Raw genomic sequence first — 21810 nt, 5'->3', positions numbered from 1 at the left:
ACCAGGTGAACCATCCGGTTGGCATCAAAGTGCGGGTTTTCCATTCGAGTCAAAGAGACGGAGCAGAGCAACTGATGCCGACCAGCATCGCAAGCTCGACATCAGCGGGGCTGGCACCGGACGGCAGCCGCGTCATCAGCGTAATGCGCTTCAGCAAGGAGCCGCTGAGCTCGGAGGAGAGCTACCTGGTGGTGATCGACGAGTTAGCTGATCCATTGCGGAGCACGTCCGGCGGCGAAAGCTTGGCTGTGCAATACGTGCTGCCAGTCCTCTTTCGCACTTCGGACGCTCTTGCATCGGGGTGAATTGGAGTCTGGCACGCTCCCGCGGCCGGCTCATGCTCGTGGTTGAAAATAACGGGGGCAAGGCTGAGGCTGTCTGATGTGAAGCTGACCCAGGGCCGCGCCGTCATCGCTCCCTGGATTTATCGGTTACGTGCTGCCGGGCCTAACCAGGCAATGGCGAGTCGGCAGGGAGGGCAGTTATTCTGGCGGCGTGGTGACACTTTCAGTGAAGAGCAACGGCAGCGAGATCGATGCACAGGTTGTGGTGAGCGGTCGGAGTTCTGTCACGCCCGCGGGCGTTTCCCATGATCGATGTCCGCACTGCTGGCTTGCAACCGGGTTGCTCGGCACTAATACTCAAAGACGATCACTGCGGTTTAACTGGGCAGCGCTACTTGGGTCGACACCGCGGAGGCCTCGGGAGCTGCCTCACGGGATGCAGTTCCTTTCTACATCACGCGCCACGAATCTTGCAGCCCGCTGCCAAGCTTCATCCGTGTCGCCACGATAGCTTAAAAACCGGTCACAGGTCGGTTTGTTAGAGTTGAGATCCAGCAGTGCGTATTTCACCCAACCGACCAAGGTGCTCATCTTGTGAACCTCCCCTATGAGCAGGTAACTCGCTCCGGCTGACTTCGCTTGCTCGGAAAGCTCTGCGATCCCTCGTTCGCGGGCTGTGCACTGCTCATGCTCGCAGGCCAACGAAGTGAGGGTGATCGTGTGATGTTCCGCTAGTTTCTCGCGCACCGTGAACACAAACGCCGTCAGTCGCGCTTCATGTTCGGTAATCTGGTCCTCGACTTCGCCGGAGGTGTCGTGGAAGTCGAAACTAGCTACGGCCAGGGTTAGCGGTTCAACCGTTTCGGCGACGGCAACTGAAGCAATCGCGCTCACACCGATCAACGCCGAGAAGATTATCCGACCTGCAGAGCGATATCCCGTTGGTATTTTCATCGATCCGACCTCTCCCGAAATCTACGGCGATCTGCGCCACTTTCGTCCTTCTTCGCCGAGCATACCCACTCGACGTCTGCCGTTCTTGCCATTTGGCGCCAGGTCGACGACAATGCCTCACGTTCGAATGTCGCTGTTGGGCCTTACCAAAGCGCGGTCCGTAGGACCGATCATTGATGCCGTTGAGCGAGCGGGGGGAAACGTCGCTCGCGTATTCTTGCGCGCCGATCTGCCACTTCGATTGATCGAGTGCCCCGAACAGCTGGTTCCGCTGCGCACTCAGCTTTGCCTCCTTGAATATGCGGCCCGGGAGATTGGCGATCCCGTGCTGCCCGCACGCCTGTCGCTTGCAGCGGGTGTGGTGAAGCTTGGTGCTCTCGGGCAACATGCACTGGCCACCGATCGTCTCGACACGGCAGTCTCGAACACCAACCGTCTAATGGGTTCACTGCTGCAATCGTGCACCCGGATACAGCTGATCGTCCACGACAAAGTGGCGAAATGGAGCTACATGGTCACCGATCCGTGCGAGGTCGGGCGGCAGAAGAATGAATTGCTGGCTTTGGGTTACATGACGGACCTTGTGCGTTCCTTTATGGGACCGGCCTGGACACCGCTTCGGGCTGTGGTCTCAGGATCGCAGATTGAAGCAAAATCGGAAACCGAGCTCACATTGCGCGCCGATCTTTCGCTTAGCACCGAGGCCGCTCTCTATTTTCCAAGCGACCAGCTTGACGCGTCGAAGCCTATCAGGTCAGTGCAGCCATCGTCTGCAGTTGGCTGTGGTCGGCCGATAGGAAATGACCTACTAACCTGTATCGAACACCTGATCCTGCTCAATCTGTTGGATGATCGCCCCACAATTGATCGGATAAGTAGTCGACTCGGGATCTCGAGACGTACCTTACAGCGCCGGTTGACCGAGCGAGGCACGAGCTTTGACGCCATTCTAAAGGGAGTGCTCGAGCGTCAGGCGGAGATCATGCTCGCCATACCGGATTTTCCGGTTTCGCAGATTGCCTATCAACTCGGATACGCCGACCCTGCGCACTTCACTCGTGCTTTCATCGCCTGGAAGGGAATGTCGCCGCGGGCATGGCGGCTTGCCCGTCCATGATTACTCTGGGGATGTACCACGTAGAGAAGGGGCCGTCCGTGACAGGTGGCTCCTCGCCGTCAGCGGGAGCTTCTTTGCGCTTACGGTGAGCGCCCAGTCCCCGAAGCACGTGATGAACGAACGGCCTGAGAGCGGCAGCGTCGCGGTATAGAGAGGCTTGCGGCCGGCCAGATCTTTGGTCAGCGGCTGCCTCGATGAGCTCGGCCGTTTCGACGCCGACGGTGACGATCGCTCTCTCGCAGAGAGCGTAGTTGTTGTGTAAGGTAGGTTCCTGGCCGCGCGCTGGGCGCTCCCGAATCCGCGAGCGACAGGAAGAAGGAGACGGTATGAGCCCCAAGCCCACCGGCCACGTTTGTGGCAACGACCTGATCTTAACGCGCACGTTTCGGGCACCCATAGATGACCTTTGGGCGAGCCTGACGAAGTCCGAGAACACCGCGCTCTGGTTCGGCGGCTGGGAGGGCGACGCCGGCTCGGTCAAGATGGTGCGGTTGCAACTGGTCCATGAGAAGGGCCAGCCGTGGACGAACGTGACGATCGAAGAATGCGCGCCGCCGCGCCGCCTGGTCGTCACGATGAAGGATGACCATGGCGAGTGGCGCATCGAACTGTCGTTGACGCAGACGGACGACACGACCGAGCTGCGCTTTGTGCAGCCCCTGAGCGACAGGAAACTCGCGGGCGATGTGGGGCCGGGCTGGGAATACTACCTCGACATGCTGGTCGCGGCGCGCGAAGGCAAGGCGCTGCCGTCATTCGATGACTACTACCCCGCGCAGAAGGCATACTACCTGGAAGGCGCATAGGCGATCGGCACGCCGCAGGGTTGGAAAGCAGGGTGGGCATCGAGGCGCTGGCCGCCAAGGTGCCGCCAGGAATTCGGCCGGGCATGATCTTGTTGGCCCGTTCTGCTCCGGCAAGCCATAGACTCGAAAGTCAGGAAACACGCGAAGCCCGTTGCGCGAAGCGCTGCAACATCGGCCACGTCCACCGCCGTTCCCTCCGTTGGCCAGCGGCCGTGCTCCACTCACATCGCGAGATGGATCGGCTCCTTCAACTATCTCGCAGACCTTACGCTCGATAAGGCCAATGACTGCAAAGGCCGAGCAGGTTCGGATGGCTGCAAAGGGTCGATTTTCACCTTCCTCAGCGCGAGCACGCGTCCAGAGGAACCGGCCCTACGCGGCGAGAACCAGCGAGGTGTTCCCGTTCTCTGCTAAAAGATCGCATATTATATCGAGGGAAACCTTGCCGCGTGCCTGAGCGCCGCCGCCGATCGATAGTGTGTTCCCCGACGGAAAGGCTCCAACCAGAAGCGGAGATCGTTCGCCGCATTCGTTCAGGCAGTGACCCCGTGATCTTTCGAACGCCGGGAAATCACCAACCTAGCATGCGATCAAACACTTCCGATTGGTTGAGTGTCACGGTTTCACCTCCTTCTGACTTGCCCTGTTCGAGGTTCTCACGCGTAGCGCGGGGAGCATTCATCTGTAGAAACGCCTTTGCCGAGCTCCACGCCGCCGACGATCGAGTGTCTGCATCTTCTCGGAAAACAGCCCCTTCGATATGAAGAACCGCTAAGACCCGCGGCTATCACCCATGCCCGCGGGTAGAGATGGCCGCATGAGTTGTCCTTTCAGGCCGAAAAACTGCCGAACCTTGTCGTGATCGTCGGGGTCAGGTTTTCATTCGCCCGACATGAGCAAGTCCATCCACCTGCGGAGGACCAAGGCCAGCGCGAACTCCTCGGCAAGATCGGTGGTGCTGCCCGCTCGAGGTACGACCCAGGCCCTCAGCTAGTCAGACCGAAGAGGACCGTTTCCAGCTCCTCCCAGCTTTCATCCATAGCAAAGGCTGCGGAAATGTACGGAATGCCGATATGGCCGTAGCGGGCAGATAGCTGCCGTTCCGAGGTCTCCTCATCGATGCCCGCGATCTGCTTAAGATAGAGCACTGCAGCTAGCCCGGTTCTGTCAGCGCCGGCCTGGCAGTGGATGAGTATCGGCTTTGGTGCGTGATGCAGCAACGCGATCAGGTGCCGCGCCTGGTGCGGCGACACCCGCTTCGACGCTGACAAACGGAAATCGAAATGAGCAATGCCGGCTCGGTTGGCGGCCCCGACCTCCTGACGATACCACGCTTCCTTGCTCTGGCCTCGGAGGTTCACGATCGTCTTGATTCCGAAGTGTCGTGCATAGCCCGCGATGTCCGCGGCAGAAGGCTGTGCCGATCGGTAGAGCTGTCCCGGCAGCACCTCGTGGAAATTGCCCGTGAGTTGGAGAGCACCCAGGTATCCGCCAAAGATGAGCGCGGCGGCGCCGGCCGAACCTGCGATTGCTTTCAAAAATGTGTTCATATTCAACCTTGTGCTTGAGAATGGAGGGCGGTCGGCCGACGTGGCGTGGCAGATATGACCCACTTCGGAAGGGCTCCTGATAATGTGATCTGATGATTTTGTGGTCGCCCTCAGCGACGAGGATGCGCATTGCCGGTCCGCCTCTGATCCTTGGCGTAAGCGAACGCCTTCGGGTCTATCGCGGCGGACTATTATGTCCTGAACCTGTCCGAACGCTGACAAGTCCGTAACACGCTTCCGGCAGAAAAGTTGGTAAAGCCGCCTCTCTACAACTGCTGCACCGGTCGAGCAGTGAACATGCCGGTGGAACGCGCCCAGAACGCGAAGTCTCACTTTGAGCGGATGATCCCTGCTGCCCTCAGAGCCCGCTCAATCACCGCACTGATGCCATCTGGTGTCCGCGACGGCATTTGTATTCTCCTCTCGCTCGGCGTTTTGATCAGCTCCCAAGCCAGAGCGGTCTCGATCGTGGAGGAGAGACCGACGTCCAGGAAGAACCTCCCGCTCTTTTCGTACCCCGCGGAGGTGTCGATGGCTACGCCGTGAGCCATCCGAGGAAGGGTTAAGAGTTCTATGACGTCGCGACCGCTGGCGTCTTTCCAGATGTCCAGCGTTCCACTACCTCGTTGCTGCGTGACAGTCGGGCGCCGGCCGACCCCGTGCACGCCCCGCCACTGTTCGACAATCGCCATTGCATTGGCGGGTACCACGGTGTCATCCTTGGCACCGTGCCAGATGGAAACTGTTGGCCAAGGTCCTTGGTGATCCGAAGCATTGCGGAGTTTCGTTCGCAGGGTTTGACCATCCGGCAGGCCGTGCCCTCGCATGCGATCGAAGGCCTCCGGGACTGTCGACGCCGCGTTATAAGGCAGGCCTGAGAGAATGGTCCCTGCCGAAAAGACCTCCGGGTAGGCGGCCAGCATTGCGTTCGCCATCGCCCCACCTGCGGAAAGGCCCGTGATGAATACGCGGCTAGGATTCACATGGTGCCGTTTAATCATGTGCTCGACCATCTGCCAGATGGAGAGAGCTTCCCCGGAATTCCGGCTGATATCGACGGGATTGAACCAGTTAAAACACAAGTTGGCATTGTTGGAGCGGAGCTGTTCTGGAAACAGCACGACGAAGCCATTGTCGTCGGCAAGTCGCGACCAGCCTGAGCAGGCATCGAAGAGCGCTGCGGTCTGGGTGCACCCGTGCAGGACCACCACGAGATCGGGGGACCTTCCGACCTCCACCGGCACGTGGGACCAGGCGCGCAGTTGACCGGGATTTGATCCGAAGCCTTCCAAAGGCTTAAGCAGAGCCGAGCGGTACCGTGAAGGGTCCGTTTCAGAAAGTCGGTTGAGGCGCCTCAAAGTGTCTGAAAGAGATCGCACACTGCTCTCCTTGGTCATTGGCTAAGACACCTCGGAAACGCTTAGGATGCAATTTGGTTGCTGCACTGCACAAAATCGAGATGACGTGGTGTTTGGGAGGGCCGCGATGCGGCTGGAAAGGGTGGTGTCATCAAGCGCATCACCCAGCGGCTCACATCCATGCGTCGTCAGAACCGTAGCACTGCCGGCACCGTCGGATCGCGAGAAGACCCAATGGTATTTCCAGCGCTATGTGCCGCATCTGCCGGCCGGCGACGAAATCGTGCTGTTCGAGCGTTCCTGGTACAACCGCTGCGACGTCGAACGCGTCATGGGTTTCGCGACCGAGGAGGAGGTCGAGCAATTCTTCAACGACGCGCCCGAGTTTGAGCGCATGTTGGTGCGCTCCGGCGTTCGGCTCGTTAAATACTGGTTCTCGATCACCGACGAGGAGCAGCAGTTGTGCTTCCTGATGCGGATCCACGATCCGCTGAAACAGTGGAAACTTTCGCCGATGGACCTGCAATCACGCGTGCGCTGGGAAGCCTATACCAAGGCCAAGGAAGAAACCTTCGCCCGAACCAACGTGCCCGAGGCGCCCTGGCACATCGTCGAGGCCAACGACAAGAAGCGGGCGAGACTCAACTGCATCGACCATCTCTTGAGGCAGATCCCCTATGGCGATGTACCCCATGAGGACATCAGCTTACCGGATCGCATATTCAATCCCAACTAGGAGCGGAAGGTTCTGCCGCCGCAGCTTTACGTGCCATCAAAATACTGACATCTCGCGGCAGGACTGCGGCGCTGCCTGGGCTATGGCGCCATCTTCTCAGAAGCCATATCGAACCAGGCGCCCCATACGATATGGTGTCGGGAAGGTGCTGAAGAGCTGCAGCGCGATCTGGGCGGGCGGTGACATGCGCGCCACTTGCTCGGGTTCCCAGTCCCAACGATCCTCGATGAGCTTTAGCCGCGGTACCTGCAGCTCCATCTCTGCCGCGTCGTCGAGCGCCCATTGTAAACAGGCGCCGGTGGCGCGTATCGCCGGATTGAAGCGCAGCAGTCGGACCGCGAAACTGCCATAGGCGTCGAAGGCTATTTCGCCCGAGGGAAAGTGGCCGGCGATCCGCTGCAGAACCTGCAGAACCTGATATTTCTTCAGATAAGGCAGAACACCCTCGGCGATGATGATGGCCGGCCTGTCGGCGGGAAGGTTCGCTATCCATCCGTGCTCGACTATCGAGCACGCTAGCATCTCGCAATCCTCGCGGTCGGGGTAGATCTGTTGCCGCAAGCTGATGACATCGGGAAAATCCAATTCGAACCAACGAACTCCCGGCCCAGGATCAATCCGGAAGATCCGACTGTCGAGACCACAGCCGAGATGGAGAACAGTCGCCTCGGGGCAGCGCTCGAGGAATGCCTCCGCCCATCGATCAAGCATGTAGGCGCGCAACGCGATGCCGATCGTCATGTCGTGACCAACATTAAGGTGTCGACTGTCCTGATCGATACGGTGCATCGCATCTGCGGCGAAGCGGTCGCGAAGCAGCGAATCCGGCATGGCGTTTTCGGCTGCCTTGGCTTGAAGGGTGATGAGTAGGGTTTCCCTTGCACCGGTGAGGCGGACTTGCTCCAGTTGCATGGCTTCCTCCAGAATGCCCGTCAGAAGGTCTCCGCCGCATCTGCGGCAATGATCTGTTATCCTCGGCATCGATCATTGAGTGCCAGGCTGAAGTGAAAGCGCTCGGCTCACAGCGAGGGCACGCAGCTCCGCTTTGCTGGCAGCCGCAACATGGCGACACTATACGACGATTTTGTAACGCTTGTGTTGACCAGATCGATTGTCGCTGTGGGCGACACGCTCCTGCGTCAAGGCGAGCGCAAGAATTCGCGACAGGGATAAATGGCTTGCATCGTCAACGCTGTTTTTTGCGCCGTGAAGTCAGGTTACAGTTGACGCTTCAAACGCCGGAGGCTGTCTTCGCGAAATAGTTTCGATCACTCCATAAGAAGACCGCGTCCCTTTCTACGTCACCTCCAAATAAGGAGGGTTACCATCGCAACGCAAGCCGCAGAAGACCCTTAGCAGCTGTGTGAGGCACCTCGCACGGCGGTTTCTATATCACTTTGCCGTATCGCTCATGTATTCCTCCTGTTGAAATCGCGTTTGCCTTTGGTGCGCTTGAGGATTTCGGACAGGGTCCTTCGGTCATCCTCGGACATGGCGGCAATCCACTGGTTGGTGAAGTACCGCAATTCGTGGGTAGAGAAGGGGGCCGGGTTCCTCGCGTGGGGAACGAGGGTGTCGATGAGCGTCTGGCCCAATCCGAAGTGGTCCCAGTTCTCCTCGACACCCGGCTCTCCCTCCTTCGGCTCGATTGCGACCACCGGTGAAACCATGTTGATCGTGGCGCCGGTGGGAACCGGCCCGCCCTGCAGAAGCGCCACGTACTTGGAAGTCTGCGGCCTACCAACCAACCATTCCATTATGCTCATCCCTTGCCCTCCAATAACCACATTCTCGTCACCAACCACTGCGTGCAGTGAGGGCCCTCCAGCCCCGTGCGCTTTCCCGGCTGGGCTGTGGCGTTTGTATAGACTTCATCAAACCTTTTGATCCATTCGGCTTGATGGTCGATACCTCTTGCGGAGAGGCCAGCCGATTGGCCTAGTCCGTCGGATGGATTTTTGCCGTCTTTGGAGCGGCGAGTGGGGAAATGACTCGATCTGCTCCAAAGAGACCAGCCGGCGGCTGTAAAGCTCGGTAGTCGATGCGTATAGATCACAACTCCTGTCGCGCAGTGGTTAGACAAAGCGGTGAAGCTCATCAACGAGGCGCGCTATCATCCGGTAACAACGTCTCAGTTGATCCGCGCTGACGAACTCGTCCGGCTTGCGGCCATTATCCATGAGCCGGGGCCGCAGATGGCGGTGGAAATGCCCAGGCCTTGGTTGAAGACGCCTACTTCGGTGCCGAACGCGACTTTCAACGCCGGGTCGTCGTGGCCGAGGATTCGCCGCAACAATCTTACTGCTGGCGCATCGCGCGCGGCACTCAGGCCGGGATAGCCGGAGAACCTCGTCCATCTCGATGCAGGCCGTCGGGAAGCGGGTGTGATGGCGCGAGGCGATCGCACTTGCGTCGGCCTTGATGCGGGCGAGGATGTCGCGCGGGTCGTCCTCAGCGATGTTGCGGATCTCGAAATCGATCTCGCAGCGGTTCGGCACGAAGTTGAGCGCGGTGCCGCCGCGCATCATGCCGGCGTGTGCGGATAGGCGTCCTCGAGATATTCGATATGACAGTCGATTCAAAAACCGCGAGGTCGCCATCAAGCAGGACGGGGACCTGCCTGTTGGGATTGGTTGCGAGAACGTCAGGATGCCTGGGATTGTAGCTCTCCGTCTGGCTGAAAGGCACCACTGATGCGCTCAAAAGTCAGGCCCTTTTCATGGAGGGCGATCTCGACCTTGCGCGAGAAGAGGCTGAGCGGCGCGGAAAGCAGCTTCATCTGTCCTCTCCCTGGCAGGGAGTCTTCAGCGCGAGGGAAGAAAGACCCTCGCCATGAATCAGGGAGCGCGCCGTCGGGGTCAGCCGAGATATTTCGTTCGGCCGCCACACGCGGCCGTCCATTTCCGGAAGGATACGCTCGGTCCATTCCCGCGATGCTGAAAGAGCATCGATGTGAGCGTCATAGGCCACCTCATCGCGAAAGAGCGAAAACCAGACGAAGACGGTCTCTCCCTCCCTGACGGGCAGGCGCGGAAAGGTGTTTTCCGATCGCTCCAAGACGAAGGTCCCAAGCACGTCCGCGCCAGTTTCGCTCAAAACTGGCGACACGTCCCTGATAAAGAAATCCGCAAACGCGCTGTCGGTCCGGGGAGCAAGGTACGCAATCGTCGCGACGACGAGCCCGCGCCGGCTGCCTTTTGTACCGCGAGGCGACCGCCTTGGGTCCGTCACCCGGAACACGTCCTCCGGCGAGAGCGGACGGAGCAGCAGCACATTGTCAGAGTTCACCATCGTCCCGTTGGCGGCATCGCGATGCTCGGCCCAGACCGGCCCCGAGTAGAACGCCTGCAGCGCCTTCTCGCGGGAAGCCATGTCGCGGAAGCCGCGCAGCCAGACGAAGCTGTCGGGCGCGTCCAAATCGCGGAACTGGCCGATGACGCGCATGCCGGCGTCCTCCTGCGTCTCCACGAACGCCCGATCGAAAAGATCGATCAATCTCTCGCGGCTTCCCGGACGCAGCCGGTATCGCCGCAGTTCCACCACAGATACCGGATCAAGGCGTGCAGATGCGGGCATAGATCCCTCGACTGCCGTGTCGCATACATTCGTCATGTGGTTTTCCCCAATGGCAGGACGATCATCCTGTTTTCACTAATACGGGACACTTGTCCTGTTTTGTCAAGCTGCTATTCTGAGACCGACTGCACAACGAGATGGAGAGGCTATGAAGGCGGACGGCGCACGATCCGGCGGGCGGCGGAATGATCCCAGGGCTATGAGGGAAAGACTCGTTGATACCGCCTATACCGCCTTCGTCAGCAACGGCTACCACGCTACCTCGATGCATGATCTCAAGCGTCAAGCTGACGTCTCCGGCGGTGCGCTCGCCCATCATTTCCCGACCAAGAAGGATATCGGCCTGTCGGTTTTGCGCGACAGGGTGGCGAGGGCAGTAGAGGAGACGTGGATCGCGCCGTTGCGGGCGGCATCCGGCGCGCGTCAAGGCGTCCTCTCCATCTTTGATAAGATCATCGCGGAACTGGAGGGACGTGGATCCGTAACGGGTTGCCCGCTGAACAACCTGTCCCATGACATGGCGCGGCAGGACCCGGATTTCCGCGAGGAGATCGAGCTGACCTATCGGCGCTGGCGTGACGCAATCGCAGACAACATCCGCACCGGCCGAGGGTCGCCCGATCGGGTCGACTCCGATGCCTTCGCAACGCTCGTCGTTGCAGCCTATTCAGGCGCAATGGCAATGGCCAGGGTCAGCCAGAGTGCGGCTCCGCTAAAGGCTTGTGCCGATCAACTCGAACGCATCATGGAGGACTGGGGCGTCACTTGAGCGGCTCCATCGCGGCTTACCTTGCGACAGGCAAAACAGACGCGCGGGAGGCATGGGTTATATCTGTTGCGTCCGTCAGATAAAGAACCGTCTTCCAGCTTATCCTCTGGCCGTTCAGCAGGGTGTCAGCGCCAGCGGTACAATCGGCGGACCAAACCTCTGATCTGAAAGGCAGCTATAGGCTCATCAATTCTGTAAGCGGACGGACCGCTTCCCACCCCAGGTCAGATGTCACGACAAAAGAGCGCATCTCCATAATTCATGAAGCCCAGCTCAACCTCTCTTGCCGGCTCGAACGCGAGCATTCCACCTGGGCCGAGCAGAACGACGATCACTGTGGCCAACAACACGTAGTTCTGCGATCGAAACTCATCAGCGGCGAGAGCAACTCATCAGCGGCGCGAGCAACGTGATTTTTACGGCGGGCACATCGAACCCAGAACGATTTGACGACCCTTGATCTTTTCGTGACCGAAGTGCTCGGCGTCGAGATCATCCGTGGTTCTGCGTTTCGACGAAAGTTGCTCAGGGCACCTAAATTATCAAGGTTTTGGCGGCCGCGTCGCATAGGCGATAACCGCGTCAGCAATCATCTGCTTGTGGCGGTTGTAAAGATCCGGCTCAGACAGATCGCGATGAAAGATGGTCCCGAAGGTGTATCGGTTGGACACGCGGAAGAAGCAGAACGCGCTGATGAGCATATGCAGATCCACGGCGTCGATGTCGCGGCGGAAGACGCCTTCCCTGCGGCCTCGATCTAGGATCTCCTCGATTGTCCTAACTATGGAAAGGTTGAGTTCACGGATCTCCGATGACCGCTTCATATGGCTCGCATAATGGATGTTCTCGATGCTGACCAGCCGGACAAAGTCCGGGTTCTTCTCATCGTGATCGAAGGTGCTGGCGATCAGTGTCCGTAGCGCTTCGACCGGGGGCAAGTCAGCGAGCTCAAGATCAGCTTCGAGCGCACGGATCTTGCGATACGCCTTTTCAAGCACCGCGAGATAAAGACCCTCCTTGCTGCCGAAGTAGTAATAGATCATCCGCTTGGAGGTGCGTGTTTTCTCAGCGATGGAGTCCACTCGGCCGCCCGAGAGGCCAAAGGCAGAGAACTCCTCGGTGGCGACATTCAGAATATCCTCCTTGGTTTTCTCCGGGTCGTTCTTCCGACTTTCTCGTTCAACAAGCTTGGCCATCTTACCCATCCACCTCGGGGGCACGCTCGCCCCAATTGCAACCACTTCATATTGAGCTTGGTCTCGGCTTTCAATGGAACTCCGATTGACACGGACTGGTTAGTACATTATCAGCTTTCGGCAATAGTGCGTTGGAGGAGCGCCACTGGCAGGACATGTTCGACATCGTCCAGAGCCGGCGTTTAACGTTGTATGAAAACGGTCGGCAGTGCGTCTTTCCAAGCTGGACTGATCGGAAAGGGCATCCAAGCGTCTTTGACGCCAGCCCTGCATATGGCAGAAGGACAGGCGCAAGGTTTCGAGTATTTTTACGAGTTATTCGACCTGGACGGAGTCGATGGCGGTGTCGAGCGTCTGGCCGATCTTCTCACGGAAGCGGAGCGGCGGGGCCTCGGCGGCCTGAACATCACGCACCCTTTCAAGCAACAAGTAATCGAGTTCCTCGATACGTTGTCAGACGAGGCGGGGGCTCTTGGCGCTGTAAATACTGTTGTCCTTCGCGGTGGACGAAGGCATGGGCATAACACCGACTGGTGGGGCTTTGCCGAGGGCTTCCGCCGTGGCTTGCCTCGTGCTGATTTGACCTCGGTGGTACAGCTTGGAGCCGGTGGCGCAGGTGCTGCCACCGCCTTCGCTATTCTCCGCTCTGGAGCAGCCGGACTGACGATATTCGACCAGGACGAAAATCGCGCACTGGCATTGGTTGAAAATATGCAGCGGCTTTTTCCGGATGCGTACATTATGGCTGGGACCGACCTGTCAGGGGCGATGGCGACTGCGTCGGGGCTGATCCATGCGACACCGACTGGAATGGCCAAGTATCCTGGTTTGCCCTTGCCCGCTGATCTTCTGCGCTTTTCCTTGTGGGTGGCCGAGGTCGTCTACTTCCCACTGAGCACTGAACTGGTGATCGAGGCGGGGCGCCGCGGATGTCGGACCCTGAATGGCGGGGGCATGGCGGTCTTCCAAGCTGTGAAGGCTTTTCAGCTCTTTACCGGCGTAGAACCCGATGCCGAGCGGATGGTGAAGCATTTTGAAGAGATGACGCGCATTCCCGGTCAATCCGCAGTCGCGGCGGGGGGTGGCCGATGAGGACCTCGATCGCAGCCGTCTCCCTAAGTGGCGAACTGCCCGAGAAACTGGAGGCGATCGCCAAGGCGGGTTTCGACGGTGCCGAAATCTTCGAAAATGACTTCCTCACCTTTGATGGATGCCCTCGTGACGTTGACTCTTACCGGCCGAAACATCGGATTTGGGCTCTGCTAATCGGCTCATCAGTGTTCGATGTGCTCCCGGAAGCGCAGCGGAGGCGGATGCGAGAAGCCTGAGGCAGGAGAAGGAACTGGTGGGGCTTTTCAATGAGCAGGGGATGATATCTGCGAGCCCGACCTAGGGCAATTCCGGACCTAGCAGTACATGGACTCGCCCCTGTTCTCCTCTTGGCGGGACGAACGCAAACTAAGAGGCGAGAGCGGCAGCATTCAAGGAATGCGGCCGCTCTTCAGGACATGATCTGCCCCGTTTTGAACATGCCTTGTGAGCATTGCGCATGCGCCCGCGAGATCTCGGTTCATGGCAAACTCGAACAACCTCTTGTGGTCATCAACCACCGGCTGACCTCGGAAGCTCTGGGCGAGAAGGTGATAGCGTAAGAAGCGGTCGAAGACGGACGACAGCGTGGCCATCAGGGTCGCTGAATTGCAGGCCGATACCATCGCCTGATGAAACTCCCAGTCGTACCGCACCCACTCCAAGGTTCGAGAAGCATCGCCGCCTAGAAGGCTTCGCTCCACGGCCGACAGTTTGTGGTGCGCGGAGACAAGGCGCGCTTCCCAATCAAGATCGCCAGCAGCGAAGGAGAGGCCGATGGCGTGGCACTCCAATAAGATTCGCATATCAGCGAGTTCCAGAAGTTCTCGCTGAGACGCCGGGCTTACCTCAAAACCACGTTGGCCTTCAGCGACTACCAGGTTCTCCGTGGTCAGGCGACTGAGGATCTCTCTGAGGGTCGAGACGCTTACAGAGTAGCGATCCCTGGCCTGCTCCAACTTGATCTTTGAACCAGGTGGTAGGGCCCCCGAGATCAGATCCCCCCGGATCCGACGGAAGGCGAGTTCACCCGCTGTTTGGTTTGTCTTCGTATTGTCTTGGGAATGTATCATGCAAAAGCTTATATATCCGATATTACGGGAAATATAGGAGATAAAGTTGTTGACTCATTTCCTCGGTGCGTCATTCTGTCATGCACGACATTGATTAAACGGACTATTCCGTACATTATTGCACCGATTGTGGCCAGGAGGATCGGCCATTGATGAGGAGGCAGCTGTCCGTTGGATAGCAGGATCAACTGGGAGGAGAGAATATGACTTTCAACATGACCCGCCGCTATCTTGTCGGCGCGACCATGCTGGTCGCAGCAGCATTCGCCGCACCCGTCCTGGCGCAGGACAAGCCAGTTTTGAAGTTTTCGGCTGTTTTCTCGGAGCAGGATATCCGCGCCGAGATGACCAAGATGCTGGCGGAAGATATCAAGAACGATTTCACGCTCGAGCCCTACTACGGCGGAAATCTCTTCAAGCAGGGCACGGAGCTCGTTGCGATCCAGCGCGGCAACCTCCAGATGGGCAATATCGCACCTCAGGATATCTCCAAGCAGATCCCTGAGTGGTCGGTGCTGACATCCGCATATCTGTTCCGCGACGCGGCACATCTCAGCGCCTTCTTCAACAGCGACGTCGGCGCCGAGTTCAAGAAGATGGCCGAAGACCGGCTCGGCATCCACATTCTTGGACCAACCTATTTTGGCGCGCGCCAGATCGGTCTGAAGCCGGAAAAGAAGATCACGACACCGCAGGACATGGCAGGCATCAAGCTGCGTATGCCCGGCGGCGACGCATGGCAATTCCTCGGTGAAGCCCTCGGCGCCAATCCAGTGCCGGTGGCTTATGCTGAGGTCTACACAGCACTTCAGACCGGTGCGATCGACGGTCAGGACAACCCGCTACCGAACGTAAAGAACATGAAGTTTTACGAAGTGATGTCGCAGATCGTTATGACGTCGCACCTGATCGGCTACGATTTGCTGGTGATCTCAAACGAGGTCTGGAATGCGATGGCGCCAGAACAGCAGCGGGCGTTTCAAGCGGCGGCCGACAAGGCAATGAAGTTCAGCGAAGAGAAGCACGTCGCACAAGAGAAAGCTCTGGTCGAAGAGTTCAAGGCTGCGGGTCTGCAGATCTACGAGCCTGACATCGGCGCATTTCGGAAGTTCGCTCAGGAGAAGTATGTCAATTCCGACCTGGCCAAGTCGTGGCCGGAAGGCATCCTGGAGAAGGTAGCCGGCCTTTAAGGCGCGGCTACCTCGCTGCTAGATCATAAAGGGCGGCGGAGGCGGGGTCCGTTCCTCGCCCTGCCGTCTCGTCTCTGGAGAAATCGACATGCCACCCAAACTGCTGGCCATCGGTGGATGGTTGAGACGGCGTGCGGAGAATCTTCTCTGCCTAATGCTTCTGGCGATGTTCATCGTCTTCATGTTGCAGATCATTTTCCGCTATGCGCTCAATCTTTCCATCGGTTGGACGCACGAAGTCAGCGTCGCTCTTTGGATATGGATCGTCCTATTTGGATCCGCCTTCGTGGTGCGCGAAGTAGACGAGATCCGTTTTGACCTCATCTGGGGCGGCGCGAGCGATCGATCGCGGCGTGTCATGCAGATAATCTGCGCGGCAGCGTTGATCTTCCTGTTCGGCATCTCGCTGCCGGCGGTCATCGATTATGTGACTTTCATGAAGGTGGAGAGCACTGCCTACCTCAAGATCCGCTTCGACTATCTCTACTCCATCTACGTGATCTTCGCGATCGCTATGATCCTTCGATATATCTGGCTGGCTGTACAGGCTATCCGTGGCAGGGCGCCCGACGCTTTTGATCCCACTAAAGCAGGCTCCGGCGTATGAATTTGGCAAGCCCGTTCTCCATCACCCTGGTAGTCATCACCGTGCTCGCGTTCATGGGGCTACCGATCGGCCTGTCAATGATCAGCGGCTCGATCCTCTACCTGTGGCTTGCCGGAGCAGACATGGGAATTGCAGCCGAGCAGTTCCTCAACGGTATGTATTCGAACTACGTCATCCTGGCGGTGCCGCTGTTCATCCTGGCGGCGGAATTCATGAACGTGGGCTCCATGACGGAGCGCCTGCTCAAATTCTGCAACGTCCTCGTCGGGCGTTTCCGCGGCGGTCTCGCCCAGGTTAACATTGTCCAAAGCATCATCTTTGCCGGCATGTCCGGCTCGGCGATCGCCGACGCCGCAGGCAGCGGCAAGATGATGCAGAGCATGATGACGCGCGAAGGCCGCTACACACCGAGCTTTGCGGCCGCCCTAACCGCCGTGACCGCGGTCGTTGGCCCGATCATCCCGCCATCGATCCCGATGATCATCTACTCCCTCGTTTCAGATGCTTCCATCGGCTATCTCTTTCTAGCAGGCATGGTACCTGGGCTCTTGATGGCCGGTCTGCAAATGGTGCAGGTCGTGATCACTGCCCGGCGCGAAAATTTCCCGGTTGAAGAACCGGTGCCGCTTCGCAAGATTCCGGGAATCACCATCCGGGCCTTTCCGGCGCTGATGATGCCTGTTGTATTGCTCGGCTGCATCTATTCCGGCGTCACCACACCGACCGAGGCAGCGGCCATCGCTGCTGCTTACGCTCTCATCATATCGGTTGTCCTCTACCGCAGCATCAGCCTCAGAGACTTCTACGGCTCACTTGCGGTAAGCGCCAAGTCGACGGCCTCGATCGGCATGCTGATCGCCGGCGCATTGGTCTTCAACTATGTGGTCACGATCGAAAACATTCCCCACTCAATCCGGGTTCTGTTAACCGGGTGGGAGTTGAGCCCGACTGGCTTCCTGATCCTCGTGAACGTCATCCTGCTCGTTCTTGGTTGCCTGCTCGAGGGTACCGCGATCCTGCTGATCATCGTGCCAGTGTTCATACCGACAGCGCAGGCCCTTGGGATTGACCTTGTCCATTTTGGCGTTGTCGTGGTCGTCAACATCATGCTGGGCCTGGTAACGCCGCCATATGGTTTGCTGCTGTTCATCGTGGCGAACATATCTGGAGCACCGATCAAGAGCATCATCACAGATGCCGCACCCTTCCTTTTCTGGATGGTGGTGTGCCTGATCTTCATCACATTTGTGCCTGACAGCGTGCTCTGGCTGCCAAGGCTGCTTGGATACCAGGGCTGATGGGAGTGATCATGAAGCCGATCTACATTCTGAACGGGCCAAACCTCAACCGCCTTGGCAAGCGAGAGCCTGAAATCTACGGGACGACCACGCTGGCCGAGGTTGAGGCCTGGTGCCGGGAGGCGGCGGGAGATCGGCCGGTAGAATTTCGTCAGACCAATAGCGAAGAGCGGTTGATCGACTGGGTTCATGAAGCAATCGACGAGGGCGACGGGATCATTATCAATCCTGCCGCCTTCACGTTCACCTCGGTTGCCCTCCTAGACGCTCTCAAAATGTTCAAGGGGCCAATCATAGAATTCCACATCAGCAACGTTCATCGCCGCGAGCCTATCTATCACCGCTCCTATGTCTCGATGACGGCGACCACCGTCATGGCGGGGCTGGGGGCGGAGGGATATCCGCTGGCTGTGAAGGCGCTCGAGATGCTGATCATGAAACAGATGGGATAGCGCACCCACGACTCCAGTTAATTGTCTCGTGATGGCAGCAAGGCGCCTTCGCCACTCAGCACCCTATTCGTCATCGCGGGTAGCGCGTCTAGAGGAGCTGGCCCTGCGCGGTGCGCGACCAGCCGGGGTCCGGTTTGTGCTAAAAAGATCGCATGATGCATCGACGGGAACGGGGCACACTTGCGGTCTTCACGGCTCCAAGCCGCCTCTCGAACTGGACGCAGTAGCCAGACCCTCGCGCGACATCGCAACGGCTCCGAAGCCCCTGTAGAAAGCCCCAAATTTTCACGGTTACGCACTTTCCCTCAACGTGCTTATGTCTTCCTGCTAAAAAACGCATAAGCACGTGTGGCAACGGTGGCAGCATTGCTATGTTGCGAAGTCAGGGGCTCGAAGCCGCAACGCTTTTGCTGGCGTGAGCGGATCTCTGCTCGCTTTTTGCCGCTGCTGCTACGGGCGTCGGACTGCGTGATTCTCCAATGGAGTGAGGGATGAATCAGGGGTTGCCGTTTATAAATCTGGGAGCCATCGGTGCAGCACGGCCTGGGAGCGACGCGTTACAAAGTGCCCCAACCCCTCCTGAGCCTGATCGCAGCGGCGAAGGTCTCCTGGTCAGCTATTTCGAGCTTGCCCGCGTCATGGAGCGTGCAAGCCGGCGGTTTTATGGGGTGCTGCGCGCGGAACTGACGATGCTCGGTGTGGACGACATCGGGCCAGCGCAGGCAATGGTTCTTTTGGCTATAGGAGGGGCGGAACTCTCGGTGGGAGAGCTTTTGGACCGCGGCCATTACATGGGTTCCAATGTCTCCTACCACCTGAAGCAGCTTGCCGAGGGAGACTATATCGATCGGGTCGCCTCACAGCGGGACAAACGGTCTGCCCGCATTCGGCTATCGGAAAAGGGGAAGAAGCTGTGTGCAGGCCTGCGGGAGGCGGGGAAATCCTACGACCGTGGGCTAAGCCACGCCGAGGCGGAACGGAGGGATCTTGAGACGGCCTTCCAGACGCTGCTTCAGCTCGAGCTCGTTTGGAGCAATGCCGTTCGATACGGCATCTGACAAAGCGCTTCCGCGGCTTGGTGTAGGATCGATGGGACTCACTCCTAAAAATCATAGCTCTCATGATAATCCGCACGAGGCCGGGTCGACATAATCGGCAAAGCGCCACAGCCATCCCATTTTCCACTTTATGGCTGGTCAGTGGCCTTTTGTCGCCCGCCCGCGCAGACCGTATCGTCGCCACGGCGCGGTTGGACGTTTTCCGCATACGTGCCGAGCCGCTGATGGAAGAGCTTGGCAAGCCTCGGATAACCCATCGGTTCCGTCTGGGCCAAAAGCACCAGGAAGACCGTGAGTTCCTCTGCGAGCCTCCGGATGGTCCGGTCCATGATCCTGTAGCCAGCGGTAAAGATCCGGATGGGAATTGTTCATTACCCGCAGAAGCCGGCCCCGGTCACCCGCATCGCCGGATAGACGATCGCGGCATTGCCATTGCAGATCAGGAGGGGCGAACCTTCCGCGATCTTCGTCCGGCGCTTGACGGTTCCGAGGTCGCATGAGACGTCCTTCAGTAGGAGGAACCGACCCGACGGGCACAGAAATCGATCTCATCGATGAGCAGGCGACGATAGGGTGCCGGGCACCCGTACAGTGCGAGCGGCGTCTCCATCGGAAGAGCGGCGAGCAGCGTATCCAGGCAAGCGCGCACGTCAGAGGCGCCGCCCAGAGTCCGAAGAGCCAAAAGCGGTCTTTCGTCCATAGCTCATCGTCCCTTTGCCTTTATGGCGTTCACGCGAAATATCTGCGTAAAGAACGTCTTGTCCGACAGGTGGCGAAGCAGAGCAGCAATTGCGGCAGTTGCCGCTACGGCGAAGGCGAGCCGTCCCGCAAGAATGCCGTGAACGTTGGCGCCAATCGAGATCACGATGAGAGTGTCCTCGATCACGCTGTGCGCGAAGCCCATGAACACGCATGAAAGGAAGATCTGACGTGGTGATATTGCGCCAGATTGCGCCTCGCGGATCAGAAGACCGGCGCCGTAGGAAACCCCCAGGAACAACCCGACAGCGGTGAGATGTCCCGCTTCGCCCCGGATGCCGGCAAGGCGCAACACGGGCGAAAGGGCCTTCATCAGCAGTTCCAGCATTCCAGTCACCTTTAGAATTTCAAGGCCCCAGGACAGGACGACGAGGATGACAAGCATCGAGATCATTGTCTCTCCAAGACCACGGAAATATTCGGCCCAATCGGGTGTGGCGCTCATTGGCATCCAGGCTGGGTTCACCGGATCCGACAACCAGCCCGTGGCGATCAGAATATGGTGCAATAGAAAGGCGTAGACCAAACCGCCTGAGATGCGCAGCATCGTCGTCGCGATCATGCCCGGACCTGCCTTCTGAATGATCTTCTGCTCGATGGGCAGGCCATGTGCGAAAAGGAGGAGCGCCGAAAAAACCGTGATATCCGCCACGCTTAGCGAGGAGATAGGAACGAGGGTAAAGACGAGCGGGACAGCGCCCCATATCCCGACGAGCATCCCAGTGAGCCAGGCTAGACCCAGCTCCGGCGGAAGCCCATAGAGGTTCATGACAGGCGCAAAAGCGGGGGCCACCGCCTTGATTGCTCCCATCCTCGACAATAGCTCCGTCAAGATCGCGATAGGGATCGTGATCCGAACAAGCAGCCAGTAAATTTCAAGCGTTTCCCCGGTTTTGCGCAAGGCGGACATCAAGAACAGCATCAGAGGCTCCTTTCCGGTTACCTCAATCTGCTAGGCCAAACCGGTTCACATTTGTGGTCAAAAATTGCAAGAATGTGCAACTTTATTGCAAATGAGCAGTTGGTGAGTATGCTGCCAAAATGGATCGGATCGACCGGAAGCTCTTGAACCTGATGCAGCGCGATGCATTGCGCACAAATGTCGATATGGCAGATGAGGTGGGCCTGTCTCCCTCCAGTTGCCTGCGCCGCACACAGCGGCTGCGAAAATCAGGCGTGATCGACCGGATTGTCGCGATCCTGAACCCGGCCAAGGCCGGGCGCATGATCAAGGCCCTGGTTACGGTAGAACTGAAGTTGCACGGCGAGCAGTACATGCGCCGCTTTCTGGACATCGCAATCACCGAAGAGGCCGTTTCGCACGCCTATGCCGTTACTGGCGAAACCGACGTCGTTCTGATGCTGCGCTTACGCGACATGGAAGAATTCGACTCTCTCTGCGACAGGCTATTCCGCGATCAGACCAATGTTGCTCGGTTCTTCACCATGATGATAATCCGGACCGCGAAAGAGGAAACGGCAATACGGCTTTGATCAATTGCCGCTGCTGGCGAACGAATGATAACTCTTATTCCCGCCATGGTTGTGGGTACAGCAAACTGCGGCGAAGTCTCGAATGGGCTCGAACGAGCCATTCCCGGTCCTCGTCCCTACGGGCACAAGGGGTCGAGAGCAGTGAGATCGCACCGTCCATCAAGCAGAATCCAGTACGCGCGTGACAACCACTAGCCCGCGATCGCGCTGCGCGGACTAGGAGGCACATTAGTGATGGCGCACAAAGAAATCATCAAAAGATCGAGCGGCGCTTGTGCACGGGGATCGGACCGTATTCGATGCAGAAGCGCGCGAATGCCAAGATCTAAGACACAATGGGAGGAGAACGACGAGTTCTCGGCGTTGGTTTTTCTGTTCGGACGGCTATGGGCGCAAGTGGAGCCCGTGCGGTAAAGGCTCTGTCTGGAGTCGAGATCCCGGACT

General features: G+C 58.5%; 26 protein-coding genes and 1 pseudogene. 13 read left to right on the top strand and 14 right to left on the bottom strand.

The genetic code is table 11. The features are described 5' to 3' along the window. Positions 1-74 precede the first annotated feature (74 nt). Positions 75-305 carry a hypothetical protein gene (locus M1D34_RS29320; RefSeq protein ID WP_498784638.1) on the top strand — a complete coding sequence of 77 codons (231 nt, stop codon included), beginning with the start codon at positions 75-77 and terminating at the stop codon, positions 303-305. A gap of 408 nt (positions 306-713) precedes the next feature. Here the strand turns inward: M1D34_RS29320 and M1D34_RS29315 are convergent, their stop codons facing one another. Beyond that, positions 714-1238, bottom strand: coding sequence for a DUF2380 domain-containing protein (locus M1D34_RS29315; RefSeq protein WP_498784636.1), 525 nt, complete (start codon positions 1236-1238; stop codon positions 714-716). A 136-nt stretch (positions 1239-1374) separates the two neighbouring features. Between M1D34_RS29315 and M1D34_RS29310 the strand changes: the two genes are divergently transcribed. Both M1D34_RS29310 and M1D34_RS29305 read left to right on the top strand, forming a co-directional pair. After that, positions 1375-2355 carry an AraC family transcriptional regulator gene (locus tag M1D34_RS29310; RefSeq protein WP_498784634.1) on the top strand — a complete coding sequence of 327 codons (981 nt, stop codon included), beginning with the start codon at positions 1375-1377 and terminating at the stop codon, positions 2353-2355. Positions 2356-2681: 326 nt separating this feature from the next. Then, entirely contained in the window at positions 2682-3161 is a 480-nt protein-coding gene (locus M1D34_RS29305; protein ID WP_498784632.1) for an SRPBCC family protein, read from the top strand. A 986-nt stretch (positions 3162-4147) separates the two neighbouring features. On the opposite strand, the gene M1D34_RS29300 is transcribed toward M1D34_RS29305, so the two are convergent. Both M1D34_RS29300 and M1D34_RS29295 read right to left on the bottom strand, forming a co-directional pair. Then, the gene (locus M1D34_RS29300) at positions 4148-4711 is read right to left on the bottom strand and encodes a tyrosine-protein phosphatase (protein WP_498784631.1); all 564 of its coding nucleotides are present in this window, start codon (positions 4709-4711) and stop codon (positions 4148-4150) included. Between the two features lie 329 nt (positions 4712-5040). Then, a complete protein-coding gene (locus M1D34_RS29295) occupies positions 5041-6090 on the bottom strand; it encodes an extracellular catalytic domain type 1 short-chain-length polyhydroxyalkanoate depolymerase (protein ID WP_498786174.1) in 1050 nt (349 codons plus the stop codon). 90 nt (positions 6091-6180) lie between these two features. Between M1D34_RS29295 and ppk2 the strand changes: the two are divergent. Continuing rightward, positions 6181-6805: pseudogene (ppk2, locus tag M1D34_RS29290) on the top strand (polyphosphate kinase 2); the annotation flags it as partial. A 96-nt stretch (positions 6806-6901) separates the two neighbouring features. Here the strand turns inward: ppk2 and M1D34_RS29285 are convergent. From M1D34_RS29285 to M1D34_RS29260, 6 genes are all read right to left on the bottom strand, one after another. Next, positions 6902-7717 (bottom strand): class I SAM-dependent methyltransferase, encoded by an 816-nt coding sequence (locus M1D34_RS29285; protein ID WP_498784629.1) that lies wholly within the window; start codon positions 7715-7717, stop codon positions 6902-6904. 497 nt (positions 7718-8214) lie between these two features. After that, positions 8215-8571, bottom strand: a complete 357-nt coding sequence (locus M1D34_RS29280) for a hypothetical protein (protein ID WP_498784627.1) — start codon at positions 8569-8571, stop codon at positions 8215-8217. A 309-nt stretch (positions 8572-8880) separates the two neighbouring features. Further along, on the bottom strand, positions 8881-9366 hold the full coding sequence (locus M1D34_RS29275) for a peptidase dimerization domain-containing protein (RefSeq protein WP_498786173.1): 486 nt from the start codon (positions 9364-9366) through the stop codon (positions 8881-8883). Continuing rightward, positions 9257-9493 (bottom strand): hypothetical protein, encoded by a 237-nt coding sequence (locus M1D34_RS29270; protein ID WP_498786171.1) that lies wholly within the window; start codon positions 9491-9493, stop codon positions 9257-9259. The genes M1D34_RS29275 and M1D34_RS29270 overlap by 110 nt, the downstream gene beginning before the upstream one ends. Further along, complete coding sequence (locus M1D34_RS29265; RefSeq protein ID WP_498784625.1) at positions 9450-9584, bottom strand: hypothetical protein; 135 nt, start codon at positions 9582-9584, stop codon at positions 9450-9452. The genes M1D34_RS29270 and M1D34_RS29265 overlap by 44 nt, the downstream gene beginning before the upstream one ends. Then, the gene (locus M1D34_RS29260; protein WP_498784623.1) at positions 9581-10417 is read right to left on the bottom strand and encodes an NIPSNAP family protein; all 837 of its coding nucleotides are present in this window, start codon (positions 10415-10417) and stop codon (positions 9581-9583) included. The genes M1D34_RS29265 and M1D34_RS29260 overlap by 4 nt, the downstream gene beginning before the upstream one ends. A 163-nt stretch (positions 10418-10580) precedes the next feature. Here M1D34_RS29260 and M1D34_RS29255 point away from each other — a divergent pair, with 163 nt between their 5' ends. Further along, positions 10581-11150, top strand: a complete 570-nt coding sequence (locus tag M1D34_RS29255; protein WP_498784621.1) for a TetR/AcrR family transcriptional regulator — start codon at positions 10581-10583, stop codon at positions 11148-11150. Positions 11151-11692: 542 nt separating this feature from the next. Here M1D34_RS29255 and M1D34_RS29250 read toward each other — a convergent pair. After that, positions 11693-12355 (bottom strand): TetR/AcrR family transcriptional regulator, encoded by a 663-nt coding sequence (locus M1D34_RS29250; protein ID WP_498784619.1) that lies wholly within the window; start codon positions 12353-12355, stop codon positions 11693-11695. Between the two features lie 183 nt (positions 12356-12538). Here M1D34_RS29250 and M1D34_RS29245 point away from each other — a divergent pair, with 183 nt between their 5' ends. Together M1D34_RS29245 and M1D34_RS29240 are read left to right on the top strand one after the other, a co-directional pair. Beyond that, complete coding sequence (locus M1D34_RS29245) at positions 12539-13438, top strand: shikimate dehydrogenase (protein WP_498784617.1); 900 nt, start codon at positions 12539-12541, stop codon at positions 13436-13438. Further along, positions 13435-13674 (top strand): hypothetical protein, encoded by a 240-nt coding sequence (locus M1D34_RS29240; RefSeq protein ID WP_498786280.1) that lies wholly within the window; start codon positions 13435-13437, stop codon positions 13672-13674. The genes M1D34_RS29245 and M1D34_RS29240 overlap by 4 nt, the downstream gene beginning before the upstream one ends. Before the next feature lie 153 nt (positions 13675-13827). Here the strand turns inward: M1D34_RS29240 and M1D34_RS29235 are convergent, their stop codons facing one another. Then, the gene (locus M1D34_RS29235; protein WP_498784615.1) at positions 13828-14508 is read right to left on the bottom strand and encodes a GntR family transcriptional regulator; all 681 of its coding nucleotides are present in this window, start codon (positions 14506-14508) and stop codon (positions 13828-13830) included. 203 nt (positions 14509-14711) lie between these two features. Here M1D34_RS29235 and dctP point away from each other — a divergent pair, with 203 nt between their 5' ends. The 5 genes from dctP (at position 14712) to M1D34_RS29210 (ending at position 19113) form a co-directional block, all read left to right on the top strand. Continuing rightward, positions 14712-15698: a TRAP transporter substrate-binding protein DctP gene (dctP, locus tag M1D34_RS29230; protein ID WP_498784613.1), complete on the top strand. Its 987-nt coding sequence runs from the start codon at positions 14712-14714 to the stop codon at positions 15696-15698. A gap of 88 nt (positions 15699-15786) precedes the next feature. Beyond that, on the top strand, positions 15787-16305 hold the full coding sequence (locus tag M1D34_RS29225; protein ID WP_498784611.1) for a TRAP transporter small permease: 519 nt from the start codon (positions 15787-15789) through the stop codon (positions 16303-16305). Next, positions 16302-17603 carry a TRAP transporter large permease gene (locus M1D34_RS29220; protein ID WP_498784609.1) on the top strand — a complete coding sequence of 434 codons (1302 nt, stop codon included), beginning with the start codon at positions 16302-16304 and terminating at the stop codon, positions 17601-17603. Before M1D34_RS29225 ends, M1D34_RS29220 begins: the two co-directional genes overlap by 4 nt. 11 nt (positions 17604-17614) lie before the next feature. Further along, positions 17615-18055 carry a type II 3-dehydroquinate dehydratase gene (locus M1D34_RS29215; RefSeq protein WP_498784607.1) on the top strand — a complete coding sequence of 147 codons (441 nt, stop codon included), beginning with the start codon at positions 17615-17617 and terminating at the stop codon, positions 18053-18055. Between the two features lie 491 nt (positions 18056-18546). After that, complete coding sequence (locus M1D34_RS29210; protein WP_498784605.1) at positions 18547-19113, top strand: MarR family transcriptional regulator; 567 nt, start codon at positions 18547-18549, stop codon at positions 19111-19113. 128 nt (positions 19114-19241) lie between these two features. Here the strand turns inward: M1D34_RS29210 and M1D34_RS29205 are convergent, their stop codons facing one another. The 3 genes from M1D34_RS29205 to M1D34_RS29195 all read right to left on the bottom strand — a co-directional run bounded on the left by M1D34_RS29205 (position 19242) and on the right by M1D34_RS29195 (position 20794). Next, positions 19242-19442: a hypothetical protein gene (locus M1D34_RS29205; RefSeq protein WP_498784603.1), complete on the bottom strand. Its 201-nt coding sequence runs from the start codon at positions 19440-19442 to the stop codon at positions 19242-19244. Positions 19443-19621: 179 nt separating this feature from the next. Further along, positions 19622-19813, bottom strand: a complete 192-nt coding sequence (locus tag M1D34_RS29200; RefSeq protein ID WP_498784601.1) for a hypothetical protein — start codon at positions 19811-19813, stop codon at positions 19622-19624. Between the two features lie 3 nt (positions 19814-19816). Next, positions 19817-20794 carry a nucleoside recognition domain-containing protein gene (locus tag M1D34_RS29195; protein WP_498784599.1) on the bottom strand — a complete coding sequence of 326 codons (978 nt, stop codon included), beginning with the start codon at positions 20792-20794 and terminating at the stop codon, positions 19817-19819. Positions 20795-20913: 119 nt separating this feature from the next. Between M1D34_RS29195 and M1D34_RS29190 the strand changes: the two genes are divergently transcribed. Next, the gene (locus tag M1D34_RS29190; protein ID WP_498784597.1) at positions 20914-21366 is read left to right on the top strand and encodes an Lrp/AsnC family transcriptional regulator; all 453 of its coding nucleotides are present in this window, start codon (positions 20914-20916) and stop codon (positions 21364-21366) included. Positions 21367-21810: the final 444 nt, after the last annotated feature.

The sequence above is a fragment of the Ensifer sp. D2-11 genome, from assembly GCF_054161295.1.
This window is presented reverse-complemented; position numbering and strand designations above follow the sequence as displayed.

Bases quoted from the DNA above. Each gene is read 5' to 3' on its own strand.
- M1D34_RS29320 (WP_498784638.1), top strand. From the start codon at position 75: ATGCCGACCAGCATCGCAAGCTCGACATCAGCGGGGCTGGCACCGGAC.
- M1D34_RS29315 (WP_498784636.1), bottom strand. From the start codon at position 1,238: ATGAAAATACCAACGGGATATCGCTCTGCAGGTCGGATAATCTTCTCG.
- M1D34_RS29305 (WP_498784632.1), top strand. From the start codon at position 2,682: ATGAGCCCCAAGCCCACCGGCCACGTTTGTGGCAACGACCTGATCTTA.
- M1D34_RS29300 (WP_498784631.1), bottom strand. From the start codon at position 4,711: ATGAACACATTTTTGAAAGCAATCGCAGGTTCGGCCGGCGCCGCCGCG.
- M1D34_RS29285 (WP_498784629.1), bottom strand. From the start codon at position 7,717: ATGCAACTGGAGCAAGTCCGCCTCACCGGTGCAAGGGAAACCCTACTC.
- M1D34_RS29280 (WP_498784627.1), bottom strand. From the start codon at position 8,571: ATGAGCATAATGGAATGGTTGGTTGGTAGGCCGCAGACTTCCAAGTAC.
- M1D34_RS29265 (WP_498784625.1), bottom strand. From the start codon at position 9,584: ATGAAGCTGCTTTCCGCGCCGCTCAGCCTCTTCTCGCGCAAGGTCGAG.
- M1D34_RS29260 (WP_498784623.1), bottom strand. From the start codon at position 10,417: ATGACGAATGTATGCGACACGGCAGTCGAGGGATCTATGCCCGCATCT.
- M1D34_RS29255 (WP_498784621.1), top strand. From the start codon at position 10,581: ATGAGGGAAAGACTCGTTGATACCGCCTATACCGCCTTCGTCAGCAAC.
- M1D34_RS29250 (WP_498784619.1), bottom strand. From the start codon at position 12,355: ATGGGTAAGATGGCCAAGCTTGTTGAACGAGAAAGTCGGAAGAACGAC.
- M1D34_RS29245 (WP_498784617.1), top strand. From the start codon at position 12,539: ATGAAAACGGTCGGCAGTGCGTCTTTCCAAGCTGGACTGATCGGAAAG.
- M1D34_RS29240 (WP_498786280.1), top strand. From the start codon at position 13,435: ATGAGGACCTCGATCGCAGCCGTCTCCCTAAGTGGCGAACTGCCCGAG.
- M1D34_RS29235 (WP_498784615.1), bottom strand. From the start codon at position 14,508: ATGATACATTCCCAAGACAATACGAAGACAAACCAAACAGCGGGTGAA.
- dctP (WP_498784613.1), top strand. From the start codon at position 14,712: ATGACTTTCAACATGACCCGCCGCTATCTTGTCGGCGCGACCATGCTG.
- M1D34_RS29225 (WP_498784611.1), top strand. From the start codon at position 15,787: ATGCCACCCAAACTGCTGGCCATCGGTGGATGGTTGAGACGGCGTGCG.
- M1D34_RS29220 (WP_498784609.1), top strand. From the start codon at position 16,302: ATGAATTTGGCAAGCCCGTTCTCCATCACCCTGGTAGTCATCACCGTG.
- M1D34_RS29215 (WP_498784607.1), top strand. From the start codon at position 17,615: ATGAAGCCGATCTACATTCTGAACGGGCCAAACCTCAACCGCCTTGGC.
- M1D34_RS29210 (WP_498784605.1), top strand. From the start codon at position 18,547: ATGAATCAGGGGTTGCCGTTTATAAATCTGGGAGCCATCGGTGCAGCA.
- M1D34_RS29205 (WP_498784603.1), bottom strand. From the start codon at position 19,442: ATGGACCGGACCATCCGGAGGCTCGCAGAGGAACTCACGGTCTTCCTG.
- M1D34_RS29200 (WP_498784601.1), bottom strand. From the start codon at position 19,813: ATGGACGAAAGACCGCTTTTGGCTCTTCGGACTCTGGGCGGCGCCTCT.
- M1D34_RS29195 (WP_498784599.1), bottom strand. From the start codon at position 20,794: ATGCTGTTCTTGATGTCCGCCTTGCGCAAAACCGGGGAAACGCTTGAA.
- M1D34_RS29190 (WP_498784597.1), top strand. From the start codon at position 20,914: ATGGATCGGATCGACCGGAAGCTCTTGAACCTGATGCAGCGCGATGCA.